Below are 24,571 nucleotides of genomic sequence, written 5' to 3' on the forward strand. Positions count from 1 at the left end.
CCGTAACCGAAACTTAAGCTGCAAAAATCATTCTAATGCTTCGCTGGCTAGCAAGCCGCGAGTCAGATATGCAATGCGCGCCGGGTCAATAACGGCCGTCGGCACAACGGAAGGGGCATGATATGGCTAAGCAGTCATCCAAAGCGCCGGCATCCAAGGCACCGGCAAAGTCACCGGCAAAGAAAGCACCAGCAAAAGCAGCCGCGGCAAAGGCCGCAACTGCTGTGAAGAAAGCAGCACCCGCTGCGAAAGCGAAGGCCGCTGCGCCTAAGGCAAAAGCAGCGCCGGCCAAAAAGCCGGCCGCCAAGGCCGCGGCAAAACCAGCCGTAAAGAAAGCAGCACCGGCCAAGGCCAAGGCTGCACCGGCAAAGAAGGCGGCACCGGCCAAAAAGCCGGCTGCAAAGGCCGTGGCGAAGCCCGCTGCGAAGAAGGCAGCACCGGCAAAGGCCGCCGCTGCGAAATCTTCTGCGGCAGTGAAGAAGGCAGCGCCCGCGGCCAAGCCGAAGGCAGCGCCCGCAAAGGCGAAGGCCAAGAAGTAGTCGCGGTCCTGCTACCGCTGGGGACAGTACTCAAGACAGCCAGGGCGGGATGCCGGACAGGCGCCTCGCTTCTTGGTTGACGGTCGGGCAGGACGAGAAAGAGGCGGGAGGAAGACGTCTTTTCGCAACTCCCAGGACTTCGCCATGCGGCGAAGTCCGGTGGGATGTTCGTGGCTGCCGAAAACCAACCTTCGGTGCAAGGCCGAGTTGGTAGTTGCTCGGATCTGGATTGTCCGACCTGCTCGCGTCTGCCGCCGCTCCTCCGGCTCATCGCATCCGAACGCGACACTATGGCTGCACGCTGGCGGCGCGGTTTTCCGCCTCTGGCCGTTGATGAACCCTGCATGATCGGTCAACAGTGCCCGCGCACGAGCCCCTGTCGGAATCGATTTTCGGTAAGGGTCATGCGCGAAGTCACAATGCTACCGCGTCCTTTTGCGCGTCCAACAGGGCAAATGGAGCTGTAGCCGGCAAACAGGAATCGACAATGCCCAGACTGCTCTACGCGTCTACTTCCCCCTACAGTTCCAAGGTGCGCATGGCAGCACTTCATGCCGGCATTGCGGTTGATCTCGTGCCGATAAAGACCGAGGAAAGGCCGGCCGAACTGATCGGCGCCAATCCGCTCGGCAAGATCCCGGTGCTGGTGCTCGATGACGGCCGCTCAGTCCACGACAGCCGCGCCATCACCCAGCATCTCAACCGGATGTCGAAGAACGCATTGTTTCCGCGCAATCCCGATAAGCGCCTCGAGGCGGAGGTGCTGGAGGCATTGGCCGACGGCATCTGCGACTGCGCGCTGTCGATGGTCTATGAGCGGCGCACGCGGCCGGAAGAGATGGTCTACCAGCCTTGGCTCGAGCGCCAGTGGACGAAGATTTCGGCGGCACTCGATCTGCTCAACGCCAACCCGCCGAAGCTGCCGAAGAAAATCACCCTAGGCCAGATCGCATTGCGCGCCTGTCTCGGCTATCTCTCGCTGCGCTTCGCTGGAAAATGGGAAAAGGGCCGCGGCCGGCTGACGCGCTGGGCGGCACGCTTCGACGAGAAGTTCCCGGAGCTGAAGCCCGCCATCCCGGCTTGAGGGCGGGCGGCCTTAAGCCGTGCCACAAAAAAAGCCGGGCGCGAGGCCCGGCTTTTTCGTGTCGTGGCTTGGACGACTTAGAACTTCATACCGACGCCGAAAGTGACGCGATTGTCGGTCGACTTGACCTTGCCGATACCGTCGAAGTCCTTCCTGCCGAAGTCGGTGTAACGATACTCGACACGGCCGAACACATTGTCGGTGATCTTGATGTCGGTACCCACGCCGGCCGTCCAGCCAAACTGCGTGTTGGTGTCGCTGACGCCGGCCGCTTCAATCTTCTGGTTCTTCAGCGCGCCACCGGCGGTGCCGTAGAGCAGGATGTCCGGGGTGACGGCATAGCCGAGGCGGGCACGCAGCGAGCCCTCGAAGCCACCCTTGGCCTCGATGCCGGCATCGTCGCCCTTGACGCCGTTGTAGCCGATGTCGGCTTCGGCACCGTAGACGAAGTTCTCCTGCTGCCAGTTATAGCCGCCGAAGACGCCGCCGACAAAACCCTTGGTGTCGACGTCGACGCCAATATCTTTGGCTTTGGCATGGCCGGCGAAGCCGTAGCCGACGCTCACACCGGCATAGGGACCGGCCCAGGATGCGACCGGAAGTTCTGCAATCGGGGCAGGTGCCGGCGGCTCTTCCTGAACCACGTCCGCGGCATAGGCAGTTCCGCCGAGGGCGAACAGCCCAAACGCCACCGCCAGCGGTCGCGCAAATTTAAGATTGGCTTGCATTGTTCTTTACTCCTTAAGCCACAGGACACAGGCTTGTTTTTCATGAGCGCCCTCAACCCGTCCGGGGGATGAAACGGATCCGGCGTTCAACGGTTGCAAATGTCGTGTCGAAATGCGGCTGAAGCGAACCTGAACTTGGGTCATTCCCTGGCACGAATGAGGCAGAACCTTGACGTTGCATCTTCGCAACAGCGAATGTCAGCAGGTTCGCCGTGCTGCACTGCACACGGCTTGGTATAAGGGCTCCAGCGCCCTATATTGCGGACGGGCTGGCCCGAATTCCGGTCGAGCCAGAACGCCCACCGGCCACTTTGCCACAATCTTGCCCCAGGTGGAAATGGGATTTAACGCTTGGCGGGCCATAATTTGCCGGCGCTATCCCGGCAGGTCGGAATCGGCATCGGATTAAGGATTGACAGATGAGCAAGCTCGCCGCGACGGCACTGGTGACGGGCGGGGCGAAGCGGATCGGCAGGGCGATCGTCGAAGATCTTGCCGCGCATGGTTTTGCCGTCGCCATTCACTGCAATCGCTCGCTGGCCGAGGCGGAGGCACTGGCGGCCGAAATCAACAGTGGTCATTTTGGTCGACATGGCCGGGCGGCTGTGATTGCTGCCGACCTGACCGACATGGACGCCGTCGGCAACCTTGTCGGCCGCGCGGCGGCGGCGCTCGGGCCGGTGTCGCTGCTGGTCAACAACGCCTCGCTGTTCGAGCACGACAGCATTGAGGATTTCGACTGGCCGGCCTGGGATCGCCATTTCGCCGTGCATGTCAAGGCGCCGGCGCTGTTGGCGCAGACTTTCGCGCGGGCCTTGCCGCAGAACAGTGAGGGGTTGATCGTCAACATGATCGATCAGCGCGTCTGGCGGCCGACGCCGCGTTATTTTTCCTATGCGCTGTCGAAGTCGACGTTGTGGGCGGCGACCGAGATGATGGCCCAGGCGCTGGGGCCCCGCATCCGCGTCAACGCCATTGGTCCTGGCCCGACCTTGAAGAACACGCGCCAGCACGACAGCGATTTCGATGCCCAGATTGCCGGCCTGATCCTGAAACGCGGCCCGGAATTGCCGGAATTCGGTGCCACTATCCGTTATCTCTGGGCGGCACGCTCGGTCACCGGCCAGATGATCGCGCTTGACGGCGGCCAGCATCTTGCATGGCAGACGCCCGATGTGACAGGCATGACGGAATGAGCCCCATGGACCAGAAACACAAAACGCGCGGTGGCGCCGACGACCTGCCGCCCGAAATCGACCTCGAGGACGAGGCGGCCGAGGAAGTCGTCGAGCCTGCGGCCAGCGGTCCGGACGTCACCTTCACCGCCATCGACTGGGCGCCGCATGCCGGCGACGCCGACGGCATGGTCGGCGCCGAGGTGATTCAGACGCTGGTCAAACGGCTGCCCAATGCGCCCGGCGTCTACCGTATGATGAATGCCACCGGCGACGTGCTCTATGTCGGCAAGGCACGCAGCCTGAAGAAGCGGGTCACCAGCTACGCGCAAGGCCGGTTCCACACCAGCCGCATCGGCCGCATGGTGCGCGAGACGTCGACGATGGAGTTCGTCGTCACCCGCACCGAGATCGAAGCGCTGCTGCTTGAAGCCAACCTCATCAAGCGCTTGCGGCCACGCTTCAATGTGCTGATGCGCGACGACAAGTCGTTCCCCTATATCCTGTTGACCGGCGATCATGTCTCGCCCGGCATCTACAAGCATCGCGGCGCGCGCTCGCGCAAGGGCGATTATTTCGGCCCCTTCGCCTCGGCCGGCGCCGTCGGCCGCACCATCAACTCGCTGCAGCGCGCCTTCCTGCTCAGGAGCTGCACCGACTCCTTCTACGAGAACCGCACCCGGCCTTGCCTTTTGTTCCAGATCAAGCGCTGCGCCGGCCCGTGCACCGGCGAAATCTCGCATAGCGACTATGCAAGGCTTGTCGCCGAGGCGAAGGATTTTCTCTCCGGCCGCAGCCAGAAGGTGAAGACGGAGATCTCCGCTGCCATGCAGCAGGCTTCGGAAAACCTCGATTTCGAACGCGCCGCCATCTATCGCGACCGGCTGGCGGCGCTGTCGCATGTGCAGAGCCATCAAGGCATCAATCCGCAGACCGTCGACGAGGCCGATGTCTTCGCTATCCATCAGGAGGGCGGCCAGGTCTGCATCCAGGTGTTCTTTTTCCGCACCGGCCAGAACTGGGGCAACCGCGCCTATTTTCCCAAGGCCGATCCGGCGCTCGAAGCCGGCGAGGTGCTGGGGTCGTTCCTGGCGCAGTTCTACGACGACAAGCCGACGCCGCGCACCATCCTGTTGTCGCATGGCGTCGAGGACCAGGAATTGCTGGCGGAGGCGCTCTCCACCCGCGCCGGCCGCAAGGTGTCGATCTCCGTGCCGCAGCGCGGCGAGAAGAAGGACCTGACCGACAATGCGCTGCAGAATGCGCGCGAAGCGCTCGGCCGGCGGCTCGCCGAAACCTCGACCCAGGCGCGGCTGCTCACTGGCTTTGCCGAGACCTTCGGCCTGGAAAAACCGCCGGTGCGCATCGAGGTCTATGACAACTCGCACATCATGGGCACCAACGCCGTCGGCGCCATGGTCGTCGCCGGGCCGGAAGGTTTTGTGAAGAACCAGTATCGAAAGTTCAACATCCGCTCGACCGAGATCACGCCGGGCGACGATTTCGGCATGATGCGCGAGGTGATGCAGAGGCGCTTTTCGCGGCTGTTGAAGGAACATGGCGATGCCCCGCAAACCGGCGGCGCGGGCGAGGCGGGCCCTACCGAACCGGGCGACGATATCGAGGTCGCGGGCGGCTTTCCCGCCTGGCCCGACGTCATCCTCATCGACGGCGGCCAGGGCCAGATGACGGCGGTGCACAAGATCCTCGCCGATCTCGGCATAGAGGACCGCGTGGTGGCCATCGGCATCGCCAAGGGGCAGGACCGCGATGCCGGCCGCGAACGCTTCTTCGTCAAGGGCAGGGTCCCATTCTCGCTGCCCGTACGCGATCCGGTGCTCTATTTCGTCCAGCGGCTGCGCGACGAGGTCCATCGTTTTGCCATCGGTTCGCACCGCGCCCGCCGCAAGAAGGAGATGGTCAAGAGCCCGCTCGACGAGATCAGCGGCATCGGCCCCGGCCGCAAGCGCGCGCTGCTGATGCATTTCGGTACGGCCAAGGCGGTCAGCCGCGCCGCCGTCGAGGACCTGATCAAGGTCGACGGCATTTCCGAGCAGGTGGCGAAATTAGTCTATAATCATTTTCACGAGAGCTAAGACCTATTGCCGATATTTCGGCTGGCTAATCGATTCTGGCCTGTTGACCCCCCACATTCGCTTCTGATTTGACTAAGCAGGCAGAAAGAGTTCCCAAAACATGTCCCAGCGCGCGTTCAACCTGCCCAACATGCTCACTTACGCCCGCATCCTGGCGGTGCCGCTGGTCGTGCTGTGCTTTTTCCTGGAGGGGCATCTGAAATCGAGCGACTTCGCCCGCTGGTCGGCGCTCATCATTTTCCTGCTCGCCTCGATCACCGATTACTTCGACGGCTATCTGGCCCGCGCCTGGCAGCAGACCTCCAACATCGGCAAGATGCTCGACCCGATCGCCGACAAGCTGCTGGTCGCCACTTGCCTGCTGCTGCTTGCCGCCGATACCGATCGTCATGCCGGCATCGCCGGCTGGTCGCTATGGGCGGCGATCATCATCCTGTGCCGCGAGATCCTGGTTTCGGGCCTGCGCGAATATCTGGCGGCTTTGAAGGTCTCGGTGCCGGTGACGCAGCTCGCCAAATGGAAGACCACCATCCAGATGATCGCCATCGCCTTCCTGCTGGCGGGACCCGCCGGCGACAAGATCTTCCCGCTGACCACCCAGACCGGGCTGGTGCTGCTGTGGATCGCCGCCCTGGTGACGCTCTACACCGGCTACGACTATTTCCGCGCCGGCCTCAAGCACATCATGGATGAATAAAATGTCGACGAAGCTCATCTATTTCGCCTGGGTGCGCGAGCGGATCGGCAGACCGGAGGAAGAGGTCGAACTGCCGGCCGGCATCGAAACGGTCGCCGACCTGTTGCGCTGGCTGAAATCACGCGGCGAGGAGTACGAGAACGCGCTGCAATATCCTGACGTGATCCGCGTCGCCATCAACCAGGAACATGTCGAGCACCGCGAGAAGATTGCCGGCGCGCGCGAGATCGCGCTGTTCCCGCCGATGACCGGTGGCTGAACCATGTCCGCGGTGGTGCCTGTCGTGCGCATCCAGGCGGAGGATTTCGACGTCGCCGCCGAGATCGCCAGGCTGACCAGGGGTCGCAACGACATCGGCGCTGTGGTGACCTTCTCCGGCCTTTGCCGCGACGAGCAAGGCAGGCTATCCGCGCTCGAGCTCGAACATTATCCCGGCATGGCCGAAGCCGAGATATCCCGCATCGCCGGCGAGGCAATCGAGCGCTGGCCGCTGCAGGGGCTCACCGCGATCCATCGCCACGGCAAGATCGCGCCGGGCGAAAACATCGTCCTGGTGGTGGCCGCTTCCGCCCACCGGCAGGCGGCGTTCGAGGCCGCGAATTTCCTGATGGACTATTTGAAATCACGGGCGCCTTTCTGGAAAAAGGAACACCATAGCGACGGTTCCGAGGGCGGCTGGGTCGATGCCAAGGAGGCCGACGACAAGGCGGCGAGCCGCTGGAAACGAGACTGACCAGGCGTTCCGCGAGCCCTCAACCTTTGTCAGTGCCGATCAGATGGTCGAGCGAAATCCGGCCGGGTCCCCAGGCCATGATGCCAAGCGCCATCGCCGCCCAGGTAATGTGCAGCGGCCAGCCGTCCGGCACGGTGAGCTCGATGACCAGCGTCATCACCAGCAACCCGAATGCCGCCAGTCGCGTCGCCAGGCCGAAAACAAGGAGAACTGGCAACACGATCTCTGCTGACCCTGAGGCGAACGCCACCAGCCCAGGTGCCGGAAAATCGTAAGGGCCGCCCGGCAGATGCAATTTGAGTTCCGAGCTGAAAAGCAGCACGGCGACATCGTTCAACTGTAGAAAACCGTCCCATTTGTTGACGCCGGACCGCCAGAACGGGACGGCGAGGCCGCAGCGCAGAACAAGCTGCGTCAGCGATGGCGTCGCGATCGTGCGCAGGGCGACATTCAGCCTTTCGACGAGAGCGGCGACCCCTCGCGGTTCGGTGCTCGCGTTCTGTCCATCGCTCATCGTGCTCACCTTTCGTGATGTGCCGTCGTGAAGGCTCCCGCTTCCAGCACGCCGGCAATGTTGGCGGAAAGCTCGAATTCGGCACTCTCCGCAAATGCCGCCGCGGCCGCCGCGCCGAGCGCCTCGCCCGCGATCAGATGCGAGACAAACACTGCGCCGCCGGGCGGCAGGTGGCGGACGAAGACCTCGAGGCCGGGCCGCGTGACCAGCGCATCTTCGGCGCCCGTTGCCCGGATCGGCCCAACAGGAGCCTCGTTCCGGTTTGCCGCGAAGACCGTGACTGCCGGGAACCGGGAGCGCGCGACCCGCGTCGCCGGATGCGGCCGCAGCACGGTATCGGCAAGCCTCTCGCGAGCGATCGACGCCAGTGCCTCAGCCGACAGCGCCTCCGCGTCGGCGGCATGATAGGCGTCGAGCCAAGCCCGCTCGATGCGCGCCACGTCGGCCAGCCACGGCATCGACTGCGCGTATTCGTAGCGCTCGATGAAATCGGGAAAGTCGCGGCCATATTCGAATAGAAGCGGCGAGGTAGGTGGCGTTTCGCGGATGTGAAATCGCGCCATCGCGCGAAAGAAATCCGGGCCGGTGATGCGCAGCGTCGCTGGAAAGCTGGCGGCCAGCGCATCGATCAGGCTGACCGTGACGTTGTTGCGGTAGACGGCATATCGCTTGACCGCAGCCTTCCCGTTCGGCCCCGAGACAGAGTCAGGCGGGGCACGGTCAGGATCGAGCAAACCGGCGGTGAATGCCGCAGCATAATCAAGCCGGCGGCCGAGATCGCCCGACTGGAGCTCATCCTGCGGCATGGGCTTTTCCGAAATCGGCATGACGGTCGAGGATGGCTTGGGCGGCGGCTGCCTCCGCCTTGAGCACCGGCCACTCGGGGATGTCGCTGTCCCATTCGATCAGCGTCGGCAGTGGTCCGCATCGGCCGATGACGATATCGAAAAGCGTCCACACCGCGTCGGCAACCGGGCCGTCATGGCTGTCGATGAGCAGCAGGTCGCCCTCGTCGTCCTTCTGCCTGGCGTGCCCGGCCAGATGGATTTCGCCGACATGCTCGAGCGGGAAATCCGCGAGGTAGGAAAGGCCCGAATAGCCGTGATTGGTGGCCGAGACGAAGACGTTGTTGACGTCGAGCAGCAGGCCGCAACCGCTACGCCGAACCAGCTCGCGGATGAAATCCGTCTCGCTCATCGTCGATTCCGGAAAAAGCACATAGGTCGAAGGATTCTCGAGCAGGATCGGGCGGCCGACCGTGCCCTGCACCTCGTCGATGTGATCCGCCACGCGCGAAACCGTTGCCGGCGTGTAGGGCAGGGGAAGCAGGTCGTTGTAATAGGTGGTGTCGTGCGTCGACCAGGCGAGATGCTCTGAAACGAGCGCCGGCTCGTAGCGATCGACCAGCGCCTTGAAACGACCGAGATGCGCCTTGTCGAGCGGCTGCGGGCCGCCGATCGACATGCAGACGCCATGCAACGAGACGGGATAGTCGCGGCGGATGCGGGCGAGCGCGTCGTGCGGCGGGCCGCCGGCGCCCATGTAGTTTTCCGCATGAACCTCGAAGAAGCCGCTTTGGGGGCCGTCGCCGAGGATTGCGGATAGATGCTCATGCTTGAAACTGGTGCCGGCAAGCCCGGCGACAGGGTGCGCCGGAAAGCGCGAGGCCTTCGACATGCGGGATGCTGGACGGCTCGGTCCGTTCATCGTCATCGCCGCTTTCCGGGCAGGGCACATCGCTTACGATGGGACGTCGCGGGTCAGCTCGGTGGGTGAGCCCTTGCGGCCGCCGGGTAGGTCCATCGTCGTGCAGGTGCCGCCGTCGACGAACTTCCAGGCGTTGCCTTGATAGTCGACGGTCGAGGTGCCTTGGCAGGTGGTCCCCGGGCCTGCCTTGCAGTCGTTCTGTCCCTTCAAGGCGACGCCAAAGCACTTCTCCTTGCCGGCGTCCATCGCTGCCTTGACCTGTGCCTCGGTCAGCGGCGCGGCCGTCGCAAAAGAAGCAAGAGCCGTGGCAACTGCGCTGGCCAGTAAGGCCGCACTCACGGTTGATCTCGTTGACATGATTTCACCTCCGGTTGGGTTTCAGGCGCATTCTCCTCAGCGCGCATTGGTCAGTTCGGTCCGGATGCCCGCCGTGTTACGTCTGTTGGAACACGAATTCGTGATCGCCGGAGGCTTGGCCGAGCGTGGCCCGAACAGAGTTTGCAGAGCGGCCGAGGAGGCGGACGACAAGGCGGCGGGCCGCTGGAAGCAGCCGCCGGCCAAATAAATCCCAGCGACAGCCATGCCCATACCCCGCCAGCCATTCATTGACCGCAATCCTGCGAGACTTTGGCTGGAAGGGGAGAAGGATCATGCTGGACAGGATCGCCGAATTCTTCATCTTCGGACTGGTGCCGCTGGCCGTCGGCATACTTGCCGCTCCGGATCGTTCCGTGGCTGCCGAAAAGACCCTCAAGGGCGAGGTGATGTATCGCGAGCGCATCGCGCTGCCGCCCAATGCCGTGCTTTCCGTGCAGCTTGCCGACGTGTCGCTGGCCGACGCGCCGGCCGCAATCATCGGCGAGCGCAAGGTGGTGCCGGCCGGGCAGGTGCCGATCAAGTTCGAGATCAGCTTCGATCCGCGGGTGATCCGGCCTGATATGACCTATGCGCTGCAGGCGCGCATCACTGTCGATGACCGGCTGCTGTTCGTCACCGATACGCGCCATCAGGTCGACCCGCTCAGCGACGCGCCACAAACCATCATGCTGAAAATGGCGGCGCCGGACGACGAGCCGGCGGCAGCTTCCGTGTTCGGCCAAAGCTGGCTTGTCGAATATATCGACGGCATCGGCGTGATTGCCGAGCCGCGGGCGACATTCCGCATCAGCGAAGCCGGCAAGGCCGGCGGCAGCGGCCCTTGCAACGTCTATTTCGCCACCGCCAAGGTGGACGGCTCGACGATCGCCGTCAGCGACATCGGCTCGACCTTCAAGGCCTGCGCGCCTCAGGTCATGGCAGAGGAAAAGGCGCTGTTCGAGGCGCTGGCCAAGGCAGCGTCCTACCACGTCGACGCCGGCAAGCTTGTCATTGCCGACAGAGACGGCCGCGACATCCTGCGCTTCAACGCCGCGAGCTAGCGCTTGGTCCGTGCCGACTGGCCGCCCGCGCGGCAGCCGCATGCCGATCACGTTGTGTTTCAGCGGGAATAGGCCGAGCAGGGGGTCCGTTAGTTCTTCATAAGATGGCGGGTAAGGCAAAAGGGACGTTTGTCCCTTCGTTGAAGCCGCCAGAATGGCTGCGGCTCGTTCTGGCCACTCAAAGGAGTCCAGACATGAAAACGCACACACTTATCCTTGCCGCCACCGGTGCATCGCTCCTTGCCTTTACCGGCCTTGCCAAGGCGGACGACCATCTCGTCAATGCTCTTGACCACGGTCTCAAAGCGGACAGCCAACCGTTCCAGACCAACAAGGCCGGCCATAGCGGCGATCTCGCGCCGGGGCAGGGCAGCCCGTTTTCAGGTGAAGAGACCAAGACCCCGTCCACCGACACGCCGGCGGCGAATGAACATGCGAACGTGAAGGAACGCCAGGCGAAATAGACTGCAGAACCCGCCGCTAGGGGGCGGCGGGCGACATACATCCTACCGGCGAGGCCGCATCCACGATGCATTCTCAATTCGGCGCGAGTTTGAATACCGCGCCATAGTGATAGGGCGGCACATCAACCAGCTCGGCGAGCTTGAACCCGCTGGCTTCCACCGCCGCGGTGGTCTGTTCGGGTGACAGCCTCAGCTCGGTCTTTGGCCCGCGCGGCTCGCCCAGGACCGTGGTTTGCTCGCGCGGATACTGGTGCCAGTTGACGATGGCAAAACGACCGGCAGGACCAAGTGTCGTCCGCACGGCGCGGGCAAGGCGCGGCCGGTTCGGGACGCCATGGAAAGCGTTGGCCATGAAAACGAAGTCGACGGTTTGAGGCACCAGCCCGGCAAGCTCATAGGCGTCGCCCGCCACAAACTCGCAATTGCTCGCGCCTACTTCGGTCAGCCGCCGCCTGGCGACCTCGAGCATATCTGCATCGATGTCGATGGCGATTACATGACGCGCGACCCTGGCGATTGGTATCGTGAACCAGCCGTCGCCGCAGCAGAGATCGACCACGTCCGTGCCGGGCTTCATGCCTACTGCCGCCAGGACGCTGGCAGGCTCGGGCCACAGCGCTTCCCACCAGCCGCTGGTTGGCATTTCGGTGCCCTGGAAGAAGCCGGGAATGGTGCTGGTCATGGCCTGGTCGGCTCCATTGTCGGGACCGCCTTTGATCCGCCACTCCGAGCTTAACGCACCCGTGACCCGTCGAGGAGCCTGAAGCTGAAAATGTTCGCTAACAAAAAAGGCCGGCGTTGTGCCGGCCTTTTGATGGGGTTCTGGATGCCGGCTCAGCCGACGATCTCGGTGTCCGAGAACCAGTATTTGATCTCCTGCGCGGCGGTTTCCGGCGCATCGGAACCGTGCACGGAATTCTCGCCGATCGACAGCGCGTGCAGCTTGCGGATGGTGCCTTCGGCGGCGCTTGCCGGATTGGTGGCGCCCATCACTTCGCGGTTCTTGGCGATGGCGTTCTCGCCTTCCAGTACCTGCACGACCGTCGGGCCCGACGACATGGACTCGACCAGCTCGCCGAAGAACGGACGCTCCTTGTGGACGGCATAGAAACCTTCCGCTTCGCGGCGGCTCATCCACACCCGGCGCGAAGCGACGACGCGCAGGCCGGCATCTTCCAGTATCTTGATGATGGCGCCGGTGAGATTGCGACGGGTCGCGTCCGGCTTGATCATGGAAAAGGTGCGTTCGAGCGCCATGGGATCGTCCTTGTGATGGAGAATGGAATTGAGGGTGGCGGGCTCTATACAAGCCGCCCGCCGCCTTGCCAAGGGGACGCCGGCCCGGCGCGCATTTCTGCGCCGGGGCGGCGGACTTTCAAGTCGAACCATGCCGCCGCTCCACCTTTTTGCTGAGCATCGGATTTCCCGAAAACCGGTGGGTCGATCAACTGGCCGCCCTATAGCGCGTCGTCGTCAGCCTGAGACTACGTCGTCATAACTGCATCTCGATCGTCAGGTTGGCCGTGTCGCCAGCCCCGAGGCCTTCGCGGACCCGCACCGCGGTCTTGATCGGCAAGAGCAGCCTGCCGGATTTCTTGTCGGGAAACAGCGATGTCCGCCATCTGGTCTGGCCGATGACGGCTTCCACGCCAAGCGAACCCCAGGGTCGTGCCATCCCCATCATCGCCGTCTTGATCCGGGTTCCAAGCTCCGGCGGCAGCGTCACGAAATGCCAGCCGCCCTTGCCCGGATAGACCCAGATCTCGGCCTGCATGTCATAGCGGAACATTTCTATGCCCTTCCTCAGGTAAGGCCGTCATGACTGGCTTTGCCATGCTGCCTTGTTGGCGATGCTGACGATCGGCGAACCATCGATGATTTCCACAGCCCTGCGGGGGAAAGCCATTCTTCCCTGCAAAGAGGATGGCAGCGCCGCCATTGCACTATCGCCTTGTTACGATAGACGGCCGCCGCGTTTCCCAGCCTTCCCGTTCCAGTTCCGGCACGCTGTGGTTCTCGCTGGCGTAGCCGATGCAGAAGTAACCGATCAGCGTCCACTCCGGCGGCACGTCCAGGATCGTCGCCATCTCGGCCGGATCGAGGATCGAGACCCAGCCCATGCCTATTCCTTCGGCGCGTGCCGCCAGCCACATCGTGTGCACCGCCATGACAGCGGAGTAGTCTATGGTGGCTGGCATGGTCAGGCGTCCGAGCCCATGCCCTTGCTCGGTTGCGCGGTCGGCGAAAACCGCAAGCTGGCAGGGCGCCTCGTTCAGCCCGGCAAGCTTCAGGCGTCCATAGAGCGCGGCGCGTTCGCCGCAAAAATTTGCGAGTGCCTCCGCGTTGCAGCGCTCGAAGCATGCCCTGACGGCGGCGCGGCGTGCTTCGCTCTCGACGATGACGAAGCGCCAGGGCTGGCTCAGCCCGACGGACGGCGCGGCGCCGGCAAGCTCGAGCAGGCGCTCCAGCGCCCCTTCGGGGAGCGGCGTCGGCTCGAACCGCCTGACATCGCGCCGCCACAGGAAAAGATTGGCGAGCCCGGCGCGAAAGTCGGCCGGGAACTCTGGGTTTGTGGTCATGGCGCGCTGCCTTTGTTGTGGTTGCCCGGTTCGCCGGACTTCGTCTTGTTTGCTTCGATCCGGGCAGTGATGAGGCGCCTCAAGCGACACTTCGTCTACCCGCATTGTCGCGTTTCGCCGGGCGCGAATTCTAATGCATGTCGCGCCAAAGCATGCCCTCGGGCTTGACCCGAGGGTGTGCAGCGGTTTTGCGGTAACGACATGCATCAAAAAACGAACCTAAAGCGCGCCACATGAGGCCGGTCGAACGCGAGGCGCTTTAGCCGAGGCCGGACGACATCGCCGCGATCTACGCCGTTGGACCTTGATCGGCAAACAAAACCCGCCTCGGCAAGCCGGGCGGGTCGTTGGAGCCAATTAGCACCATAACCAAATTTAGTAGCATAGCTGCCGGCACAAAGCAAGAACAAAATGTGGCGCCGCTGATGAAACTGTCGATTTCAACTCTCGAGTGGGGCGATCGCTGCGGCCGCGACCGTGCGGCCGAGGCCGCCATGCAGATCGAGGCATCGTTCGAACCATTGCGCCACCAAATCGCTGTCGTCGAGTAGCCGGTAGGGCGTGGCGATGCGCGCCCATTGCAGCGCGCCGAAAACGATGTAGTCGGCAAACAGCGGCGACGGGCCGCCGATGAAGGGCTGATAGCCAAGCATCGAGCGGAGCGGCTCCAGCGAGGCGCGGAAGCTGGCGAGCCCGGCGTCGCGGGTGGCGTATACCGCCTCCAGGCGCTTGCCGAAGCGCTGCTCGCGGTTCTGGCGGAAATAGGCGGCGTTCGCCTCGTCCTGCATGGCATGCAGGTCCAGTATCGCCGCGGTGGTGACGTAGGGATGGATGGTCAGCTGCGACCAGCGTTCGATGAAGCGCGCCGTCGCCTTGCCGCCGTCGCCGGAAAACAATGTCGGCCGCTCGGGATAGGCCTCCTCGAGATAGAGCGCGATAGCGAAGGAATCGGCGACCACCGTCTCGCCGTCGCGGATCACCGGAACGAGCTTCGAGACGCCGCCTTCCACCTTCGGCACTTCGAGAAAACGGGTCGGCACGCTGGTGATGTCGAGCCCTTTGTGGGCCAGCGCCATCGCCGCCTTCCAGCAATGTGGGCTGAATGGGCGGGCGGCGTCGCGTCCGACAAGGTCGTAGAGCAGAATGGTCATTGGCGGCAGCGTCCTTGCAGTCTAACTATGCCCGAAACAGACCCGCGCGAAACAGGGTCTCGCAGGTCGAGAGAAGAATGAAACAGCATTTCAGGATGTTTGCGGCCTACAATCAATGGGCTAATGGCCGCATCTACGATGCCGCCGCCGATCTCGACGAGGAAGAGTTCGACCGCAATATCGGCGTCTTCTTCGGTTCGATGATGGGAACGCTCAACCACCTCCTGGCAGCCGACCGTATCTGGATGAAACGCTTCACCGGCGAGGGCGACGCGCCGGCAAAGCTCGACGCGATCCTGCACCGCGCCTTGCCCGGCTTGCGGCTGGCGCGCGAGGCCGAGGACAAACGGATCATCGACTGGGTCGACGGCCTGAGCGACAAGGCGCTGTCGGGCCGCTTCTCCTACATGACCGTCTCCGATATGCGCACCGTCTCGCAGCGGCTGGCGCCGGCGCTCGACCACTTCTTCAACCACCAGACCCACCACCGCGGCCAGGCGCATGCGATTCTGACCATTCTGGGCAAGCCAAGCCTCGGACTGGACCTGACGATGTTCCAGCGCAGCGAGGAGGGCAGGGCTTTCGCTTGAACTTGGGATGGCTGGTGAAGCGGACGGTCGGTAGAGGACGATCCGCCGAGATTGCAAAACGCGCCAAAACATTTTATGGAGCACACGGTCGTGAGGGCGGCCGCTTCAGCAGCATTCAGCAGCAACAGCGAGAATTGGCACGCATGCCCAATGAACCCTTGCGCCTTGTGGCGTTCTTCGCCGTGGTCCTGGCGCTTCTCAACTCAGGTTATTATTTCCACCAGGGCGACATTATCGCGACCATCTATTTCATGATCGGCGCCATTCTTGTGACCGCGGTCACCCGGATGAGCATCAGAAGGCAGCTGATTTAGGACCGATCTCCTTAGCTGGCCGCCATCTCGACGGCTGGTTCGCTCGACTGCGATCGAATTGAAAGCAAAGTCTTAGGACTTCGTTTGCGCTGTTGCTTCAAGGTAGCCGGCTGAAGCAGGAGCACAAGCATGCAGATCGATTTGTCCCCGACGAGCTGGGGCAGGGTCGTGGCGGTTACCGTCGGGGGCACGGCGGTCTGCATTGCAGCCGCGTTCTTCGTCGATTCCTTCAACTTCCCGTATTTATCGCCGGAAGCGCTGTGGCGGGCGCAGCTCACTGACCTGCTGCTGCCGCTTGTCCTGGCCAGCTCGTTCTTCTCTTTCCTGATGTGGAAAATGCGCCAGCCGGCGATCGCGCAGAAGACACTGGCCGTCGTCGCGGCGACCGACAGCCTGACGGCGGTATTCAACCGGGGTGCGTTTTCCATGCTCGTCGAGGCCTATCTCGAACAGGCCCGCAGCCATTCCGTCGTTGATGCCGGCGCCTTGCTGATCGTCGATGCCGACCATTTCAAATCCGTCAACGACCGCCTCGGCCACGACTGCGGAGACCAAGCGCTCAAGCTGATCGCCAGGACAATCCAGGGCCAGCTACGCGGCGCCGATATCGTCGGCCGGATCGGCGGCGAGGAATTTGCGGTTTTCCTTCCCGGCGCAGATCCTTCGCAGTCCTGGCTGGTGGCGGAGACCATTCGCCGACGCGTCCGTGAGGCGGAGTTCTCGCCTGGCGGCCGGCCCTGTCCTCTCTCGGTCAGCATCGGCGGCGTCGCCTTCAGCGGGCCGACCACCTACGCCGAGATGTTCGTGATGGCGGACAAACACCTTTACAAGGCCAAATCGAACGGCCGCGATCAGGTCAGTTTCGAAACCGCGGCAGCGGGCGACCCGCCGGGCGGCGGCCCGATGACGGTCCATTGATGGTCGTTTCTGTCAGGCGGCGTAGCCGCCGAGGCCCCGGGCGACCGGCTTGACCGAGACTGCCGGCTGGGCGGCCGGCCAGAGGATGCCTGCCGTCACCGCGAAGGTGATCAGGGCGTCGCGTGCCGCTTCGGCCGATATCTCGCCGGCACGTGCCGCCTCGCAGGCCTTTACCGCGGCGCCATAGCTCAGCCGCCGGCGCGAAGGCGGGAACTCGGTCAGGAATTCGTGCATCTCGGAGAACGAAGCGATCGTACGCTTGTAGCCGGCGCCAACGGTTAGGGCGACCGGGGTGGAAAACGTCCTGTCGTGCATTCTGGCCTCTCGAATGGGCGGAGGTCACGGCGGACGCCGTTCTCCGGTCTGGGGGTCGGGCAGAAACGCGGATCACGGCGCGAGGTTCCATGTTGCCGGGATTGTTTTTTCGCCGGCTCCGGGAGCGGTCGCCGGGCGAGCAGCGCCAGCGGCGAGGCGGGGTGCCTATTTCCACATGCCGCGCATGCGGGCGCCGAGGTCGACGCGCACCTGCGGCTGGCGGCGCGGATCGTCTCTGGCCTGGACGCTGGCCCATGCCACCTGCTCGAAGGCGCCGAGAATCGAGCGCGGGATGAAGCGCGTGCGCGAGGCATAGACATGGCGGTCGCCGCGCGCCGCCTGGCCGTGGACGAAAAAGCGATGCGGCATGACCAGGTGCAGGCTATCCTTGGCCCGCGTCATCGCCACGTAGAGCAACCGCCGCTCCTCGTCGACGTCCTCCTTGCTGCCGACGCCGAGATCGATCGGGATGCAGCCGTCGACGGTGTTGAGCACGAAGACGTTCTTCCACTCCTGGCCCTTGGCCGAATGGATCGTCGACAGGATCAGATAATCCTCGTCGCGGTGCGGCGGCCCGGCCTCGTCGCTGGTCGCGTCCGGCGGATCGAGCGTCAGCTCGGTGAGGAAGCGCTCGCGCGACGCATAGCCGGAAGCGATCTGCTCGAGCTGCAGGAGATCGGCCCGGCGCGCCGTCGCATCCTCGTGGATGCGTTCCAGATGCGGCTCGTACCAGAGCCTGACCTGCTCGATGTCGGCCGGCCATTTTTGCGCGTCGGCGCGCAAGCCGCAATAGAGCGCGACAAAGCCCGGCCAGTCGTCGGCGGCACGCTGCGGCGGCCGATAGCGGGCAAGCCCCATCGTCTCGTCGAGCGACGTCGCCATCGTCTCGACGATCGCATTGGCGGCCGAAGGGCCGATGCCCGGCAGAAGTTGCAGCACGCGAAAGCCGGCGACGCGGTCGCGCGGGTTTTCGGCGAAGCGCAGCACGGCGAGCATATCCTTGACGTGGGCGGCATCGAGGAATTTCAGTCCGCCGAACTTGACGAAGGGGATGTTGCGGCGCGTCAGCTCGATCTCCAGCGGGCCGCTATGGTGCGAGGCGCGAAACAGCACCGCCTGTGCTTTGAGAACCGTGCCGGCTTCGCGTTCGGTGAGTATCGCCTGGCAGACATAGCTCGCCTGCTCGGTCTCGTCGCGCACGCTCACCAGCTTCGGCTTTTCCGCCGATTTGCGCTCGGTCCAGAGATTTTTGGTGAAACGTTCCGACGCTTCGCCGATTACAGCATTGGCGGCCGCCAGGATCGTCTCGGTCGAGCGGTAGTTGCGCTCCAGCATGACGACTTCCGCCGGCTGCGCGAACTGCTTGGGAAAATCCAGGATATTGCGCACTTCCGCGGCGCGGAACGAATAGATCGACTGCGCGTCGTCGCCGACCACCGTCAGCCCCGATCCGTCGGGCTTGAGCGCCGTCAGGATCGATGCCTGCAGCCGGTTGGTGTCCTGGTATTCATCGACCAGCACATGGTCGAAACGCGCACCCAGATGCGCGGCGATTTCCGGCTCGCCGGCCATCTGCGCCCAGTAGAGCAGCAGGTCGTCGTAATCGAGCACGTTCTGCGCCTGCTTGGCCTCGACATATGTGGCGAACAACTGCTTCAGCTGTTCGGCCCAGCCGGCGCACCACGGGAACACCGAGCCCAGCACCTCGCCGAGCGGCGCCTGTGCGTTGACGGCGCGCGAATAGATCGCAAGGCAGGTGCCCTTGGTCGGGAAGCGGGCTTCGGTCTTCGAAAACCCAAGCTCGTGGCGGGCGAGATTCATCAGGTCGGCAGAATCCTCGCGGTCGTGGATGGTGAAGGCCGGATCGAGACCGATCTCCAGCGCATAATCGCGCAGCAGCCTGGCGCCGATGCCGTGGAATGTGCCGGCCCAGCTCAGCGCATCGGTGATGACGGAAGCATCGCGCCCCAGCACCTCGCCGGCGATGCGCTCGACCCGCTTGGCCATTTCCGCTGCGGCACGGCGCGAAAATGTCATCAAAAGGATGCGGCGGGGGTCGGCACCCCTGACGATCAGATGCGCGACCCGGTGCGCCAGCGTGTTGGTCTTGCCGGAGCCGGCGCCAGCAATCACCAGCAACGGCCCGGCGATCTTGCCGTCGCCATGTTCGACGGCAAGCCGCTGCTCGGCATTGAGCTTCGCCAGATAGGCCGGCTGGAAGGACGAATCACGGGCGGCGAGGTTCATCGCCCATCAAGCATCGTTTCTGCTTTGTTCGCAACGGTTTGCGGAGCCGGAACAGGGCTCGTGAACGAAGAAGCCTAGCGGGCAGGCCTGTCGACTAACGCTCGGGCTCGACGCCCATCCTTGCCGATTGCCGCCGCAGCGCCTCGCGATCGTCCTGTGGCGGCGGCAACAGCAGCGGATCGAAATCGTCGGGCACCTCGTCGATCACGTTCTTGGCGACGCGATAGGCGACATAGACGATTGCCCCGGCGATGAGCAGACGGATCATGCCTTCCTCCATTGATTGTGGAGCAACCGGAGACGCGGCATTTTGTTCCCCGGCTCCTTGGCGAATGCGGGAACGACACCGGCCGCGCAACCAAATCGCCGACGCCTCGTTGTCGGGCGAGAGGAGACTGCGATGAAAAAGCGCTCAATCCTGCTGCTTATGGCAGCTCTGACGGTTGCGGGTTGCGACAACAACATCCAGCCGACCAAAGCCCCCGGCGACACCGTCGAGCAGAACCCGCAGGTCGACAAGAATCCGGTGCCGAAGTCTACGACCGGCGGCGATCAGCCCGGCACGCCGCCGAAACAATGACCGCCTCAAATGCCGTCGGCGCCGGTCAAGGAGGGTGGCCGGCGCCGCTTGGGAGGAAGCTGATGGCGCCGGCCAGGCGGAGATCAGGCCCGCCGCACATCCAAGGATAGCTGAGTCTTTCCGCAGCGTCATGGTCGATAGCGTACAGACGGCACGCCCCTGTGGACAAACGTGTCGGCCACGGCAGCGTTTGTTCATCACATAGTTCGTTCTTCCCATGGAACAAACCAGGCTGCTGCGTGTTTGGATGTCGATCGGACGCTCCCAAGGCCGCCGTTCACGAAAGAACCCGCGATCCTTATCCCCCCTCAGGATCGCGGGTTCTTTTTGCGTTTGCGGGAAGTTGCGGCGCGACAGGCTGACTTGCTTGCTGCCGGTTTTCGCGCCTTATGCGGCGAACCGGGGCTCAAGCCCTTGCGAAGCATGGTTGTCCCGTGCAAAAGCCCGGCCATGCTGATCATCAACGACCTTTCGCTCCGCATGGCCGGACGGCTGCTTCTCGACCATGCCTCACTGACCTTGCCAGCCGGCAGCAAGGCTGGCCTCGTCGGCCGCAACGGCACTGGCAAGACGACCTTGTTCAAGGCGATCACCGGCGATCTCGCCTCCGAGACCGGCTCGATCAGCCTGCCCAAAAACACGCGCATCGGCCAGGTCGCGCAGGAAGCGCCGGGCACCGAGGAGCCGCTGATCGAGATCGTGCTCAAGGCCGACCTCGAACGGAGTGCACTGCTCGAAGAGGAAAAGACGGCGACCGACCCGCACCGCATCGCCGACATCCACATGCGGCTGGCCGATATCGACGCGCACTCGGCCGAGTCACGCGCCGCCACCATTCTCGCCGGCCTTGGCTTCGACGATGCCGCGCAGCGGCGCCCGGCCTCGTCCTTCTCCGGCGGCTGGCGCATGCGCGTCGCTCTGGCCGCCGTGCTGTTTGCCGAGCCCGATCTGCTGCTGCTCGACGAGCCGACCAATTATCTCGACCTCGAAGGCACGCTGTGGCTGGAAAACTACGTGTCGAAATACCCGCACACCGTGCTGCTGATTTCGCACGACCGCGACCTGCTCAACCGCGCCGTCAACTCGATCGTCCATCTCGACCAGAAGAAGCTGACCTTCTGGCGTGGCGGCTACGACCAGTTCGAGCGCCAATACACCGAGCAGCGGGAATTGCAGGAGAAGGGCCGCGTCAAGCAGGAAGCCGCGCGCAAGCATATGGAATCCTTCGTCGAGCGCTTCCGCGCCAAGGCGTCGAAGGCGAGGCAGGCGCAGTCGCGCATCAAGGCGCTGGAGAAGATGAAGCCGATCGCCGCGATCGTCAACGACACGGTGCGGCCGTTCTCCTTTCCGAAGCCGGTGAAGACGGTGGCCTCGCCGATCATTGCGCTCAACAACGTCAACGTCGGCTACACCGAGGGCGAGCCGATCCTGAAGAAGATGACGCTGCGCATCGATGCCGACGATCGCATCGCGCTGCTCGGCGCCAACGGCAACGGCAAGTCGACCTTCGCCAAGCTTTTGGCCGGCCGGCTGAAGCCGGAGACCGGCAGCATGACGGTGGCGCCCGGGCTGAAGGTGGCAATCTTCGCGCAGCACCAGCTCGACGACCTCAGGCCCGACGAAAACGCCTACGAGCACGTCCGCCGGCTGATGCCGGAAGCGCCGGAACCCAAGGTGCGCGGCCGCGTCGCCCAGTTCGGCCTGACCACCGAAAAGATGAACACCGCCGCCAAGGATCTGTCCGGCGGCGAGAAGGCGCGGCTCTTGATGGGCCTGTCGGCCTTCGAGGGGCCGAACCTGTTCATCCTCGACGAGCCGACCAACCATCTCGACATCGACAGCCGTGAATCGCTGATCCATGCGCTTAACGATTTTCCCGGCGCCGTCATCCTGATCTCGCACGACCGCCATCTGCTCGAGGCAACGGCCGACCGGCTGTGGCTGGTCAAGGACGGCGCGGTCAATCCGTATGACGGCGACCTCGAGGATTACAAGACGCTGGTCACCGGCGTCTCCGGCGACCGCCGCGGCAAGCGCGAGGCGGACAAGGCCTCGAAGGCCGACCGCCGCCGCGATGCAGCCGCGCGCCGCGCTGCCTTCGAGCCGCTGGCCAAGGAAATCCGCGCCACCGAAGCGCTGATGGACCGCCTCCGCAAGCGCATCGACCTGATCGAGGACGAACTCGCCAATCCGGCCGTCTACGAAAAGGACCCCTCGACCGCGACAAGGCTAGCCAAGGAGCGCTCACAACTCGCGCAACAACTGGCCGGCCACGAGGAAAAATGGCTGTCGATGTCGGCGGAGTATGAGGAAGGCACGGCGGAGTAGGTGAGCGTAATCTCCCCCCTCGTGGGGGAGATGCCCGGCAGGGCAGAGGGGGGCGCTGTCCCGCCAGCCTGACAGCCATTTGGAGCCGCCGGTCGTTGGAGTTTGATCAAGAGCGAGCCACACCGACGACGTAGCGATCCTTCACGCCCCCCTCTGTCCTCCCGGACATCTCCCCCACTTGGGGGGAGATTGGCTCGTCATCTGGCCCTACACGCCACTATCACAACCGGCTAGTTTGCGCCCATGAATCAGCACGCCAAGCTCAAAATCGGCCATTCGGCCTGTCCGCATGATTGCCCGTCGACCTGCGCGCTCGAGGTCGAGTTGCTTGACGCCAGGCGCATCGGCCGGGTCCATGGCGCCAAGGCCAACAGCTATACGGCCGGCGTCATCTGCGCCAAGGTCGCCCGTTACGCCGATCGCATTCATCATCCCGACCGCCTGCTGAAGCCGCTGGTCCGTGCCGGCGCCAAGGGCGAGGGCGTATGGAAGGAAGCGAGCTGGGAGGCCGCACTCGACCTTGTCGCCGAAAAATTCATTGCGGCGGAGGCAAAATACGGCTCGGAGACGGTCTGGCCCTATTACTATGCCGGCACGATGGGGCTGGTGCAGCGTGACGGTATCGAGCGGCTCAGGCACGCCAAAAAATACTCTGGCTTCTTCGGTTCGATCTGCACCAATCTGGCCTGGACCGGCTGGATGATGGGCGCCGGCGCGCTGCGCGGCCCCGACCCGCGCGAGATGGCAAAGTCCGACTGTGTGGTGATCTGGGGCACCAACGCCGTGGTCACCCAGGTCAACGTGATGACCCACGCAATCAAGGCGCGCAAGGAACGCGGCGCCAAGATCGTCGTCATCGACGTCTACGAGAATGCGACGATGAAGCAGGCCGATCTGGGCCTGGTGCTGAAGCCCGGCACCGACGGCGCGCTGGCCTGCGCAGCCATGCACGTGCTGTTCCGTGACGACATGGCCGACCGCGCCTATCTCCAGAAATACACCGACGATCCGCACGGTCTGGAAGCGCATCTCAAGACGCGGACGCCGCAATGGGCCGCTGATATCACCGGGCTTTCCGTCGACGAAATCGAGGCCTTCGCCCGTCTCGTCGGCACGACGAAGAAGACCTATTTCCGTCTCGGCTACGGTTTTTCGCGGCAGCGCAACGGTTCGGTCAACATGCACGCCGCAGCCTCGATCGCGGCGGTCACCGGCTGCTGGCAATATGAGGGCGGCGGCGCCTTCCATACCAATTCGGGCATCTTCAAGCTCAACCAGGAACTGCTCGAAGGCACGCGGATGCGCGACCCCGCGATCCGTCATCTCGATCATTCGCGCATCGGCCCGGTGCTGACCGGGGCTGAGGATGCGCTCTATGGCGGCCCGCCGGTGACGGCGATGCTGATCCAGAACACCAATCCGGTCAATGTCGCGCCGGAGCAGCGGCTGGTGAAGCAGGGTTTTCTGCGCGACGATCTGTTTTCCTGCGTGCACGAGCAGTTCATGACCGACACCGCCAAGCTCGCCGATGTCGTGCTGCCGGCAACGATGTTTCTCGAGCATGACGACGTCTACAAGGGCGGCGGCAACCAGCACATCACACTCGGGCCGAAGCTGATCGAGCCGCCGGAAGGACCGCGCACCAATCATTTCGTCATCGAGGAGCTCGGCAAAAGGCTCGGTGTCGCCGACCGTCCTGGCTTCGGCATGAAAGAGCAGCAGCATATCGACATCATTCTGGGCAAACGCGGGCTTGGCAGCTTTTCGAGCCTGAAAGAGCAGAAATGGGTCGATTTGCAGCCGGATTTCGAGGCCGCGCATTTCCTGGACGGCTTCGGCCATGCCGACAAGAAATTCCATTTTCGCGCCGACTGGACGGGCCAGGCCTCGCCCAACCGGCCGCCGAAAAGCATGGGCCTGTTCGGGCCGGTGGCAAGCCTGCCGGACTTCCCCGATCATGTCGACCTGATCGAGGTGGCGGACGAGGCGCACCCGTTCCGGCTGACCACCTCGCCGGCGCGCAATTTCCTCAATTCGACCTTTGCCGAAACGCCGGTGTCCAAGGCAAAAGAGCGCCGGCCGGAGCTGCTCTTGCATCCCGATGATGCGGCGGCACTCGGCGTCGCCGACGGCGGCCGTGTCGAAGTCGGCAACCAGCGTGGCGAAGTGGTGCTGCATGCAAAACTGTTCGACGGCATCAAGCGCGGCGTCGTCGTCGCCGAAGGCATCTGGCCGAACAGCGCCCATGAGCGCGGCGAGGGCATCAACGTGCTGACCGGCGCCGATGCGCCGGCGCCCTATGGCGGCGCCGCCTTCCACGACAACAAGGTCTGGCTGCGCCCGGCTGATTGAGCGTCGGAACGATATCTCCATCAGGCCGTTTTCGCGTGGCGG

At 63.9% G+C, this 24,571-nt stretch carries 29 protein-coding genes; 15 read left to right on the forward strand and 14 right to left on the reverse strand.

Translation table 11 applies throughout. The features are described from left to right. Positions 1-122 precede the first annotated feature (122 nt). Positions 123-539 (forward strand): hypothetical protein, encoded by a 417-nt coding sequence (locus AC0L2X_RS04160; protein ID WP_352567497.1) that lies wholly within the window; start codon positions 123-125, stop codon positions 537-539. Positions 540-1,026: 487 nt separating this feature from the next. Further along, positions 1,027-1,623, forward strand: coding sequence for a glutathione S-transferase family protein (locus tag AC0L2X_RS04165; RefSeq protein WP_352680754.1), 597 nt, complete (start codon positions 1,027-1,029; stop codon positions 1,621-1,623). 77 nt (positions 1,624-1,700) lie between these two features. Here the strand turns inward: AC0L2X_RS04165 and AC0L2X_RS04170 are convergent, their stop codons facing one another. After that, positions 1,701-2,351, reverse strand: a complete 651-nt coding sequence (locus tag AC0L2X_RS04170) for an outer membrane protein (protein WP_292662341.1) — start codon at positions 2,349-2,351, stop codon at positions 1,701-1,703. A 419-nt stretch (positions 2,352-2,770) separates the two neighbouring features. Between AC0L2X_RS04170 and AC0L2X_RS04175 the strand changes: the two genes are divergently transcribed. The 5 genes from AC0L2X_RS04175 (at position 2,771) to AC0L2X_RS04195 (ending at position 7,052) form a co-directional block, all read left to right on the forward strand. Beyond that, on the forward strand, positions 2,771-3,547 hold the full coding sequence (locus tag AC0L2X_RS04175; protein WP_473554665.1) for an SDR family oxidoreductase: 777 nt from the start codon (positions 2,771-2,773) through the stop codon (positions 3,545-3,547). Next, positions 3,544-5,622, forward strand: coding sequence for an excinuclease ABC subunit UvrC (gene uvrC, locus AC0L2X_RS04180; RefSeq protein WP_473554667.1), 2,079 nt, complete (start codon positions 3,544-3,546; stop codon positions 5,620-5,622). The genes AC0L2X_RS04175 and uvrC overlap by 4 nt, the downstream gene beginning before the upstream one ends. A gap of 100 nt (positions 5,623-5,722) precedes the next feature. Then, a complete protein-coding gene (gene pgsA, locus AC0L2X_RS04185; RefSeq protein WP_023719790.1) occupies positions 5,723-6,319 on the forward strand; it encodes a CDP-diacylglycerol--glycerol-3-phosphate 3-phosphatidyltransferase in 597 nt (198 codons plus the stop codon). A gap of 1 nt (position 6,320) precedes the next feature. Continuing rightward, positions 6,321-6,578 carry a molybdopterin converting factor subunit 1 gene (gene moaD, locus AC0L2X_RS04190; protein ID WP_023677674.1) on the forward strand — a complete coding sequence of 86 codons (258 nt, stop codon included), beginning with the start codon at positions 6,321-6,323 and terminating at the stop codon, positions 6,576-6,578. Positions 6,579-6,581: 3 nt separating this feature from the next. Next, a complete protein-coding gene (locus tag AC0L2X_RS04195; protein ID WP_352667162.1) occupies positions 6,582-7,052 on the forward strand; it encodes a molybdenum cofactor biosynthesis protein MoaE in 471 nt (156 codons plus the stop codon). A 19-nt stretch (positions 7,053-7,071) separates the two neighbouring features. On the opposite strand, the gene AC0L2X_RS04200 is transcribed toward AC0L2X_RS04195, so the two are convergent. From AC0L2X_RS04200 to AC0L2X_RS04215, 4 genes are read right to left on the reverse strand one after another with little or no spacing between them, the layout of a single operon-like run. Then, positions 7,072-7,566: a DoxX family protein gene (locus AC0L2X_RS04200; RefSeq protein ID WP_473554670.1), complete on the reverse strand. Its 495-nt coding sequence runs from the start codon at positions 7,564-7,566 to the stop codon at positions 7,072-7,074. 5 nt (positions 7,567-7,571) lie between these two features. Continuing rightward, positions 7,572-8,372, reverse strand: coding sequence for an HvfC/BufC family peptide modification chaperone (locus AC0L2X_RS04205; RefSeq protein WP_473554672.1), 801 nt, complete (start codon positions 8,370-8,372; stop codon positions 7,572-7,574). Further along, positions 8,359-9,279 (reverse strand): MNIO family bufferin maturase, encoded by a 921-nt coding sequence (gene bufB, locus AC0L2X_RS04210; protein ID WP_473554674.1) that lies wholly within the window; start codon positions 9,277-9,279, stop codon positions 8,359-8,361. The genes AC0L2X_RS04205 and bufB overlap by 14 nt, the downstream gene beginning before the upstream one ends. 27 nt (positions 9,280-9,306) lie before the next feature. After that, positions 9,307-9,630 carry a BufA1 family periplasmic bufferin-type metallophore gene (locus AC0L2X_RS04215; RefSeq protein ID WP_352479258.1) on the reverse strand — a complete coding sequence of 108 codons (324 nt, stop codon included), beginning with the start codon at positions 9,628-9,630 and terminating at the stop codon, positions 9,307-9,309. 293 nt (positions 9,631-9,923) lie between these two features. Here AC0L2X_RS04215 and AC0L2X_RS04220 point away from each other — a divergent pair, with 293 nt between their 5' ends. Continuing rightward, a complete protein-coding gene (locus tag AC0L2X_RS04220) occupies positions 9,924-10,691 on the forward strand; it encodes a YbaY family lipoprotein (RefSeq protein WP_473554677.1) in 768 nt (255 codons plus the stop codon). A 194-nt stretch (positions 10,692-10,885) separates the two neighbouring features. After that, positions 10,886-11,155: a hypothetical protein gene (locus AC0L2X_RS04225; protein WP_352667151.1), complete on the forward strand. Its 270-nt coding sequence runs from the start codon at positions 10,886-10,888 to the stop codon at positions 11,153-11,155. 73 nt (positions 11,156-11,228) lie between these two features. Here the strand turns inward: AC0L2X_RS04225 and AC0L2X_RS04230 are convergent, their stop codons facing one another. The 6 genes from AC0L2X_RS04230 to AC0L2X_RS04255 form a co-directional block, all read right to left on the reverse strand. Continuing rightward, entirely contained in the window at positions 11,229-11,837 is a 609-nt protein-coding gene (locus AC0L2X_RS04230) for a class I SAM-dependent methyltransferase (protein WP_473554679.1), read from the reverse strand. A 152-nt stretch (positions 11,838-11,989) separates the two neighbouring features. Next, positions 11,990-12,412, reverse strand: coding sequence for a nucleoside-diphosphate kinase (gene ndk / locus AC0L2X_RS04235; RefSeq protein ID WP_473554680.1), 423 nt, complete (start codon positions 12,410-12,412; stop codon positions 11,990-11,992). A gap of 235 nt (positions 12,413-12,647) precedes the next feature. Further along, the gene (locus tag AC0L2X_RS04240; protein ID WP_352493225.1) at positions 12,648-12,944 is read right to left on the reverse strand and encodes a DUF1905 domain-containing protein; all 297 of its coding nucleotides are present in this window, start codon (positions 12,942-12,944) and stop codon (positions 12,648-12,650) included. A gap of 27 nt (positions 12,945-12,971) precedes the next feature. Then, positions 12,972-13,094 carry a hypothetical protein gene (locus AC0L2X_RS04245; protein ID WP_352493224.1) on the reverse strand — a complete coding sequence of 41 codons (123 nt, stop codon included), beginning with the start codon at positions 13,092-13,094 and terminating at the stop codon, positions 12,972-12,974. A 4-nt stretch (positions 13,095-13,098) separates the two neighbouring features. Continuing rightward, positions 13,099-13,734 carry a 5,6-dimethylbenzimidazole synthase gene (bluB, locus tag AC0L2X_RS04250; protein ID WP_473554683.1) on the reverse strand — a complete coding sequence of 212 codons (636 nt, stop codon included), beginning with the start codon at positions 13,732-13,734 and terminating at the stop codon, positions 13,099-13,101. A 440-nt stretch (positions 13,735-14,174) separates the two neighbouring features. Then, entirely contained in the window at positions 14,175-14,885 is a 711-nt protein-coding gene (locus AC0L2X_RS04255) for a glutathione S-transferase family protein (protein ID WP_473554684.1), read from the reverse strand. Between the two features lie 77 nt (positions 14,886-14,962). On the opposite strand from AC0L2X_RS04255, the gene AC0L2X_RS04260 reads away from it, so the two are divergent. From AC0L2X_RS04260 to AC0L2X_RS04270, 3 genes are all read left to right on the forward strand, one after another. Further along, on the forward strand, positions 14,963-15,475 hold the full coding sequence (locus AC0L2X_RS04260; protein ID WP_352493221.1) for a DinB family protein: 513 nt from the start codon (positions 14,963-14,965) through the stop codon (positions 15,473-15,475). A 14-nt stretch (positions 15,476-15,489) separates the two neighbouring features. Then, positions 15,490-15,789 carry a hypothetical protein gene (locus AC0L2X_RS04265; protein ID WP_473554688.1) on the forward strand — a complete coding sequence of 100 codons (300 nt, stop codon included), beginning with the start codon at positions 15,490-15,492 and terminating at the stop codon, positions 15,787-15,789. Positions 15,790-15,918: 129 nt separating this feature from the next. Next, positions 15,919-16,707, forward strand: a complete 789-nt coding sequence (locus AC0L2X_RS04270) for a GGDEF domain-containing protein (protein WP_473554690.1) — start codon at positions 15,919-15,921, stop codon at positions 16,705-16,707. Positions 16,708-16,719: 12 nt separating this feature from the next. Here AC0L2X_RS04270 and AC0L2X_RS04275 read toward each other — a convergent pair whose 3' ends face one another. From AC0L2X_RS04275 to AC0L2X_RS04285, 3 genes are all read right to left on the reverse strand, one after another. Continuing rightward, positions 16,720-17,022, reverse strand: coding sequence for a DUF982 domain-containing protein (locus tag AC0L2X_RS04275; protein ID WP_352452964.1), 303 nt, complete (start codon positions 17,020-17,022; stop codon positions 16,720-16,722). A 165-nt stretch (positions 17,023-17,187) separates the two neighbouring features. Continuing rightward, positions 17,188-19,269 carry an ATP-dependent helicase gene (locus AC0L2X_RS04280; protein ID WP_473554691.1) on the reverse strand — a complete coding sequence of 694 codons (2,082 nt, stop codon included), beginning with the start codon at positions 19,267-19,269 and terminating at the stop codon, positions 17,188-17,190. Between the two features lie 94 nt (positions 19,270-19,363). Further along, positions 19,364-19,537 carry a hypothetical protein gene (locus tag AC0L2X_RS04285; RefSeq protein ID WP_473554694.1) on the reverse strand — a complete coding sequence of 58 codons (174 nt, stop codon included), beginning with the start codon at positions 19,535-19,537 and terminating at the stop codon, positions 19,364-19,366. A 132-nt stretch (positions 19,538-19,669) separates the two neighbouring features. Between AC0L2X_RS04285 and AC0L2X_RS04290 the strand changes: the two genes are divergently transcribed. From AC0L2X_RS04290 to AC0L2X_RS04300, 3 genes are all read left to right on the forward strand, one after another. Then, a complete protein-coding gene (locus tag AC0L2X_RS04290) occupies positions 19,670-19,849 on the forward strand; it encodes a hypothetical protein (protein WP_254820275.1) in 180 nt (59 codons plus the stop codon). 450 nt (positions 19,850-20,299) lie between these two features. After that, complete coding sequence (locus tag AC0L2X_RS04295) at positions 20,300-22,177, forward strand: ABC-F family ATP-binding cassette domain-containing protein (protein WP_473554695.1); 1,878 nt, start codon at positions 20,300-20,302, stop codon at positions 22,175-22,177. Between the two features lie 243 nt (positions 22,178-22,420). Next, on the forward strand, positions 22,421-24,529 hold the full coding sequence (locus AC0L2X_RS04300; RefSeq protein WP_473554696.1) for a molybdopterin-containing oxidoreductase family protein: 2,109 nt from the start codon (positions 22,421-22,423) through the stop codon (positions 24,527-24,529). Positions 24,530-24,571: the final 42 nt, after the last annotated feature.

Source organism: Mesorhizobium sp. WSM4828, assembly GCF_055811175.1.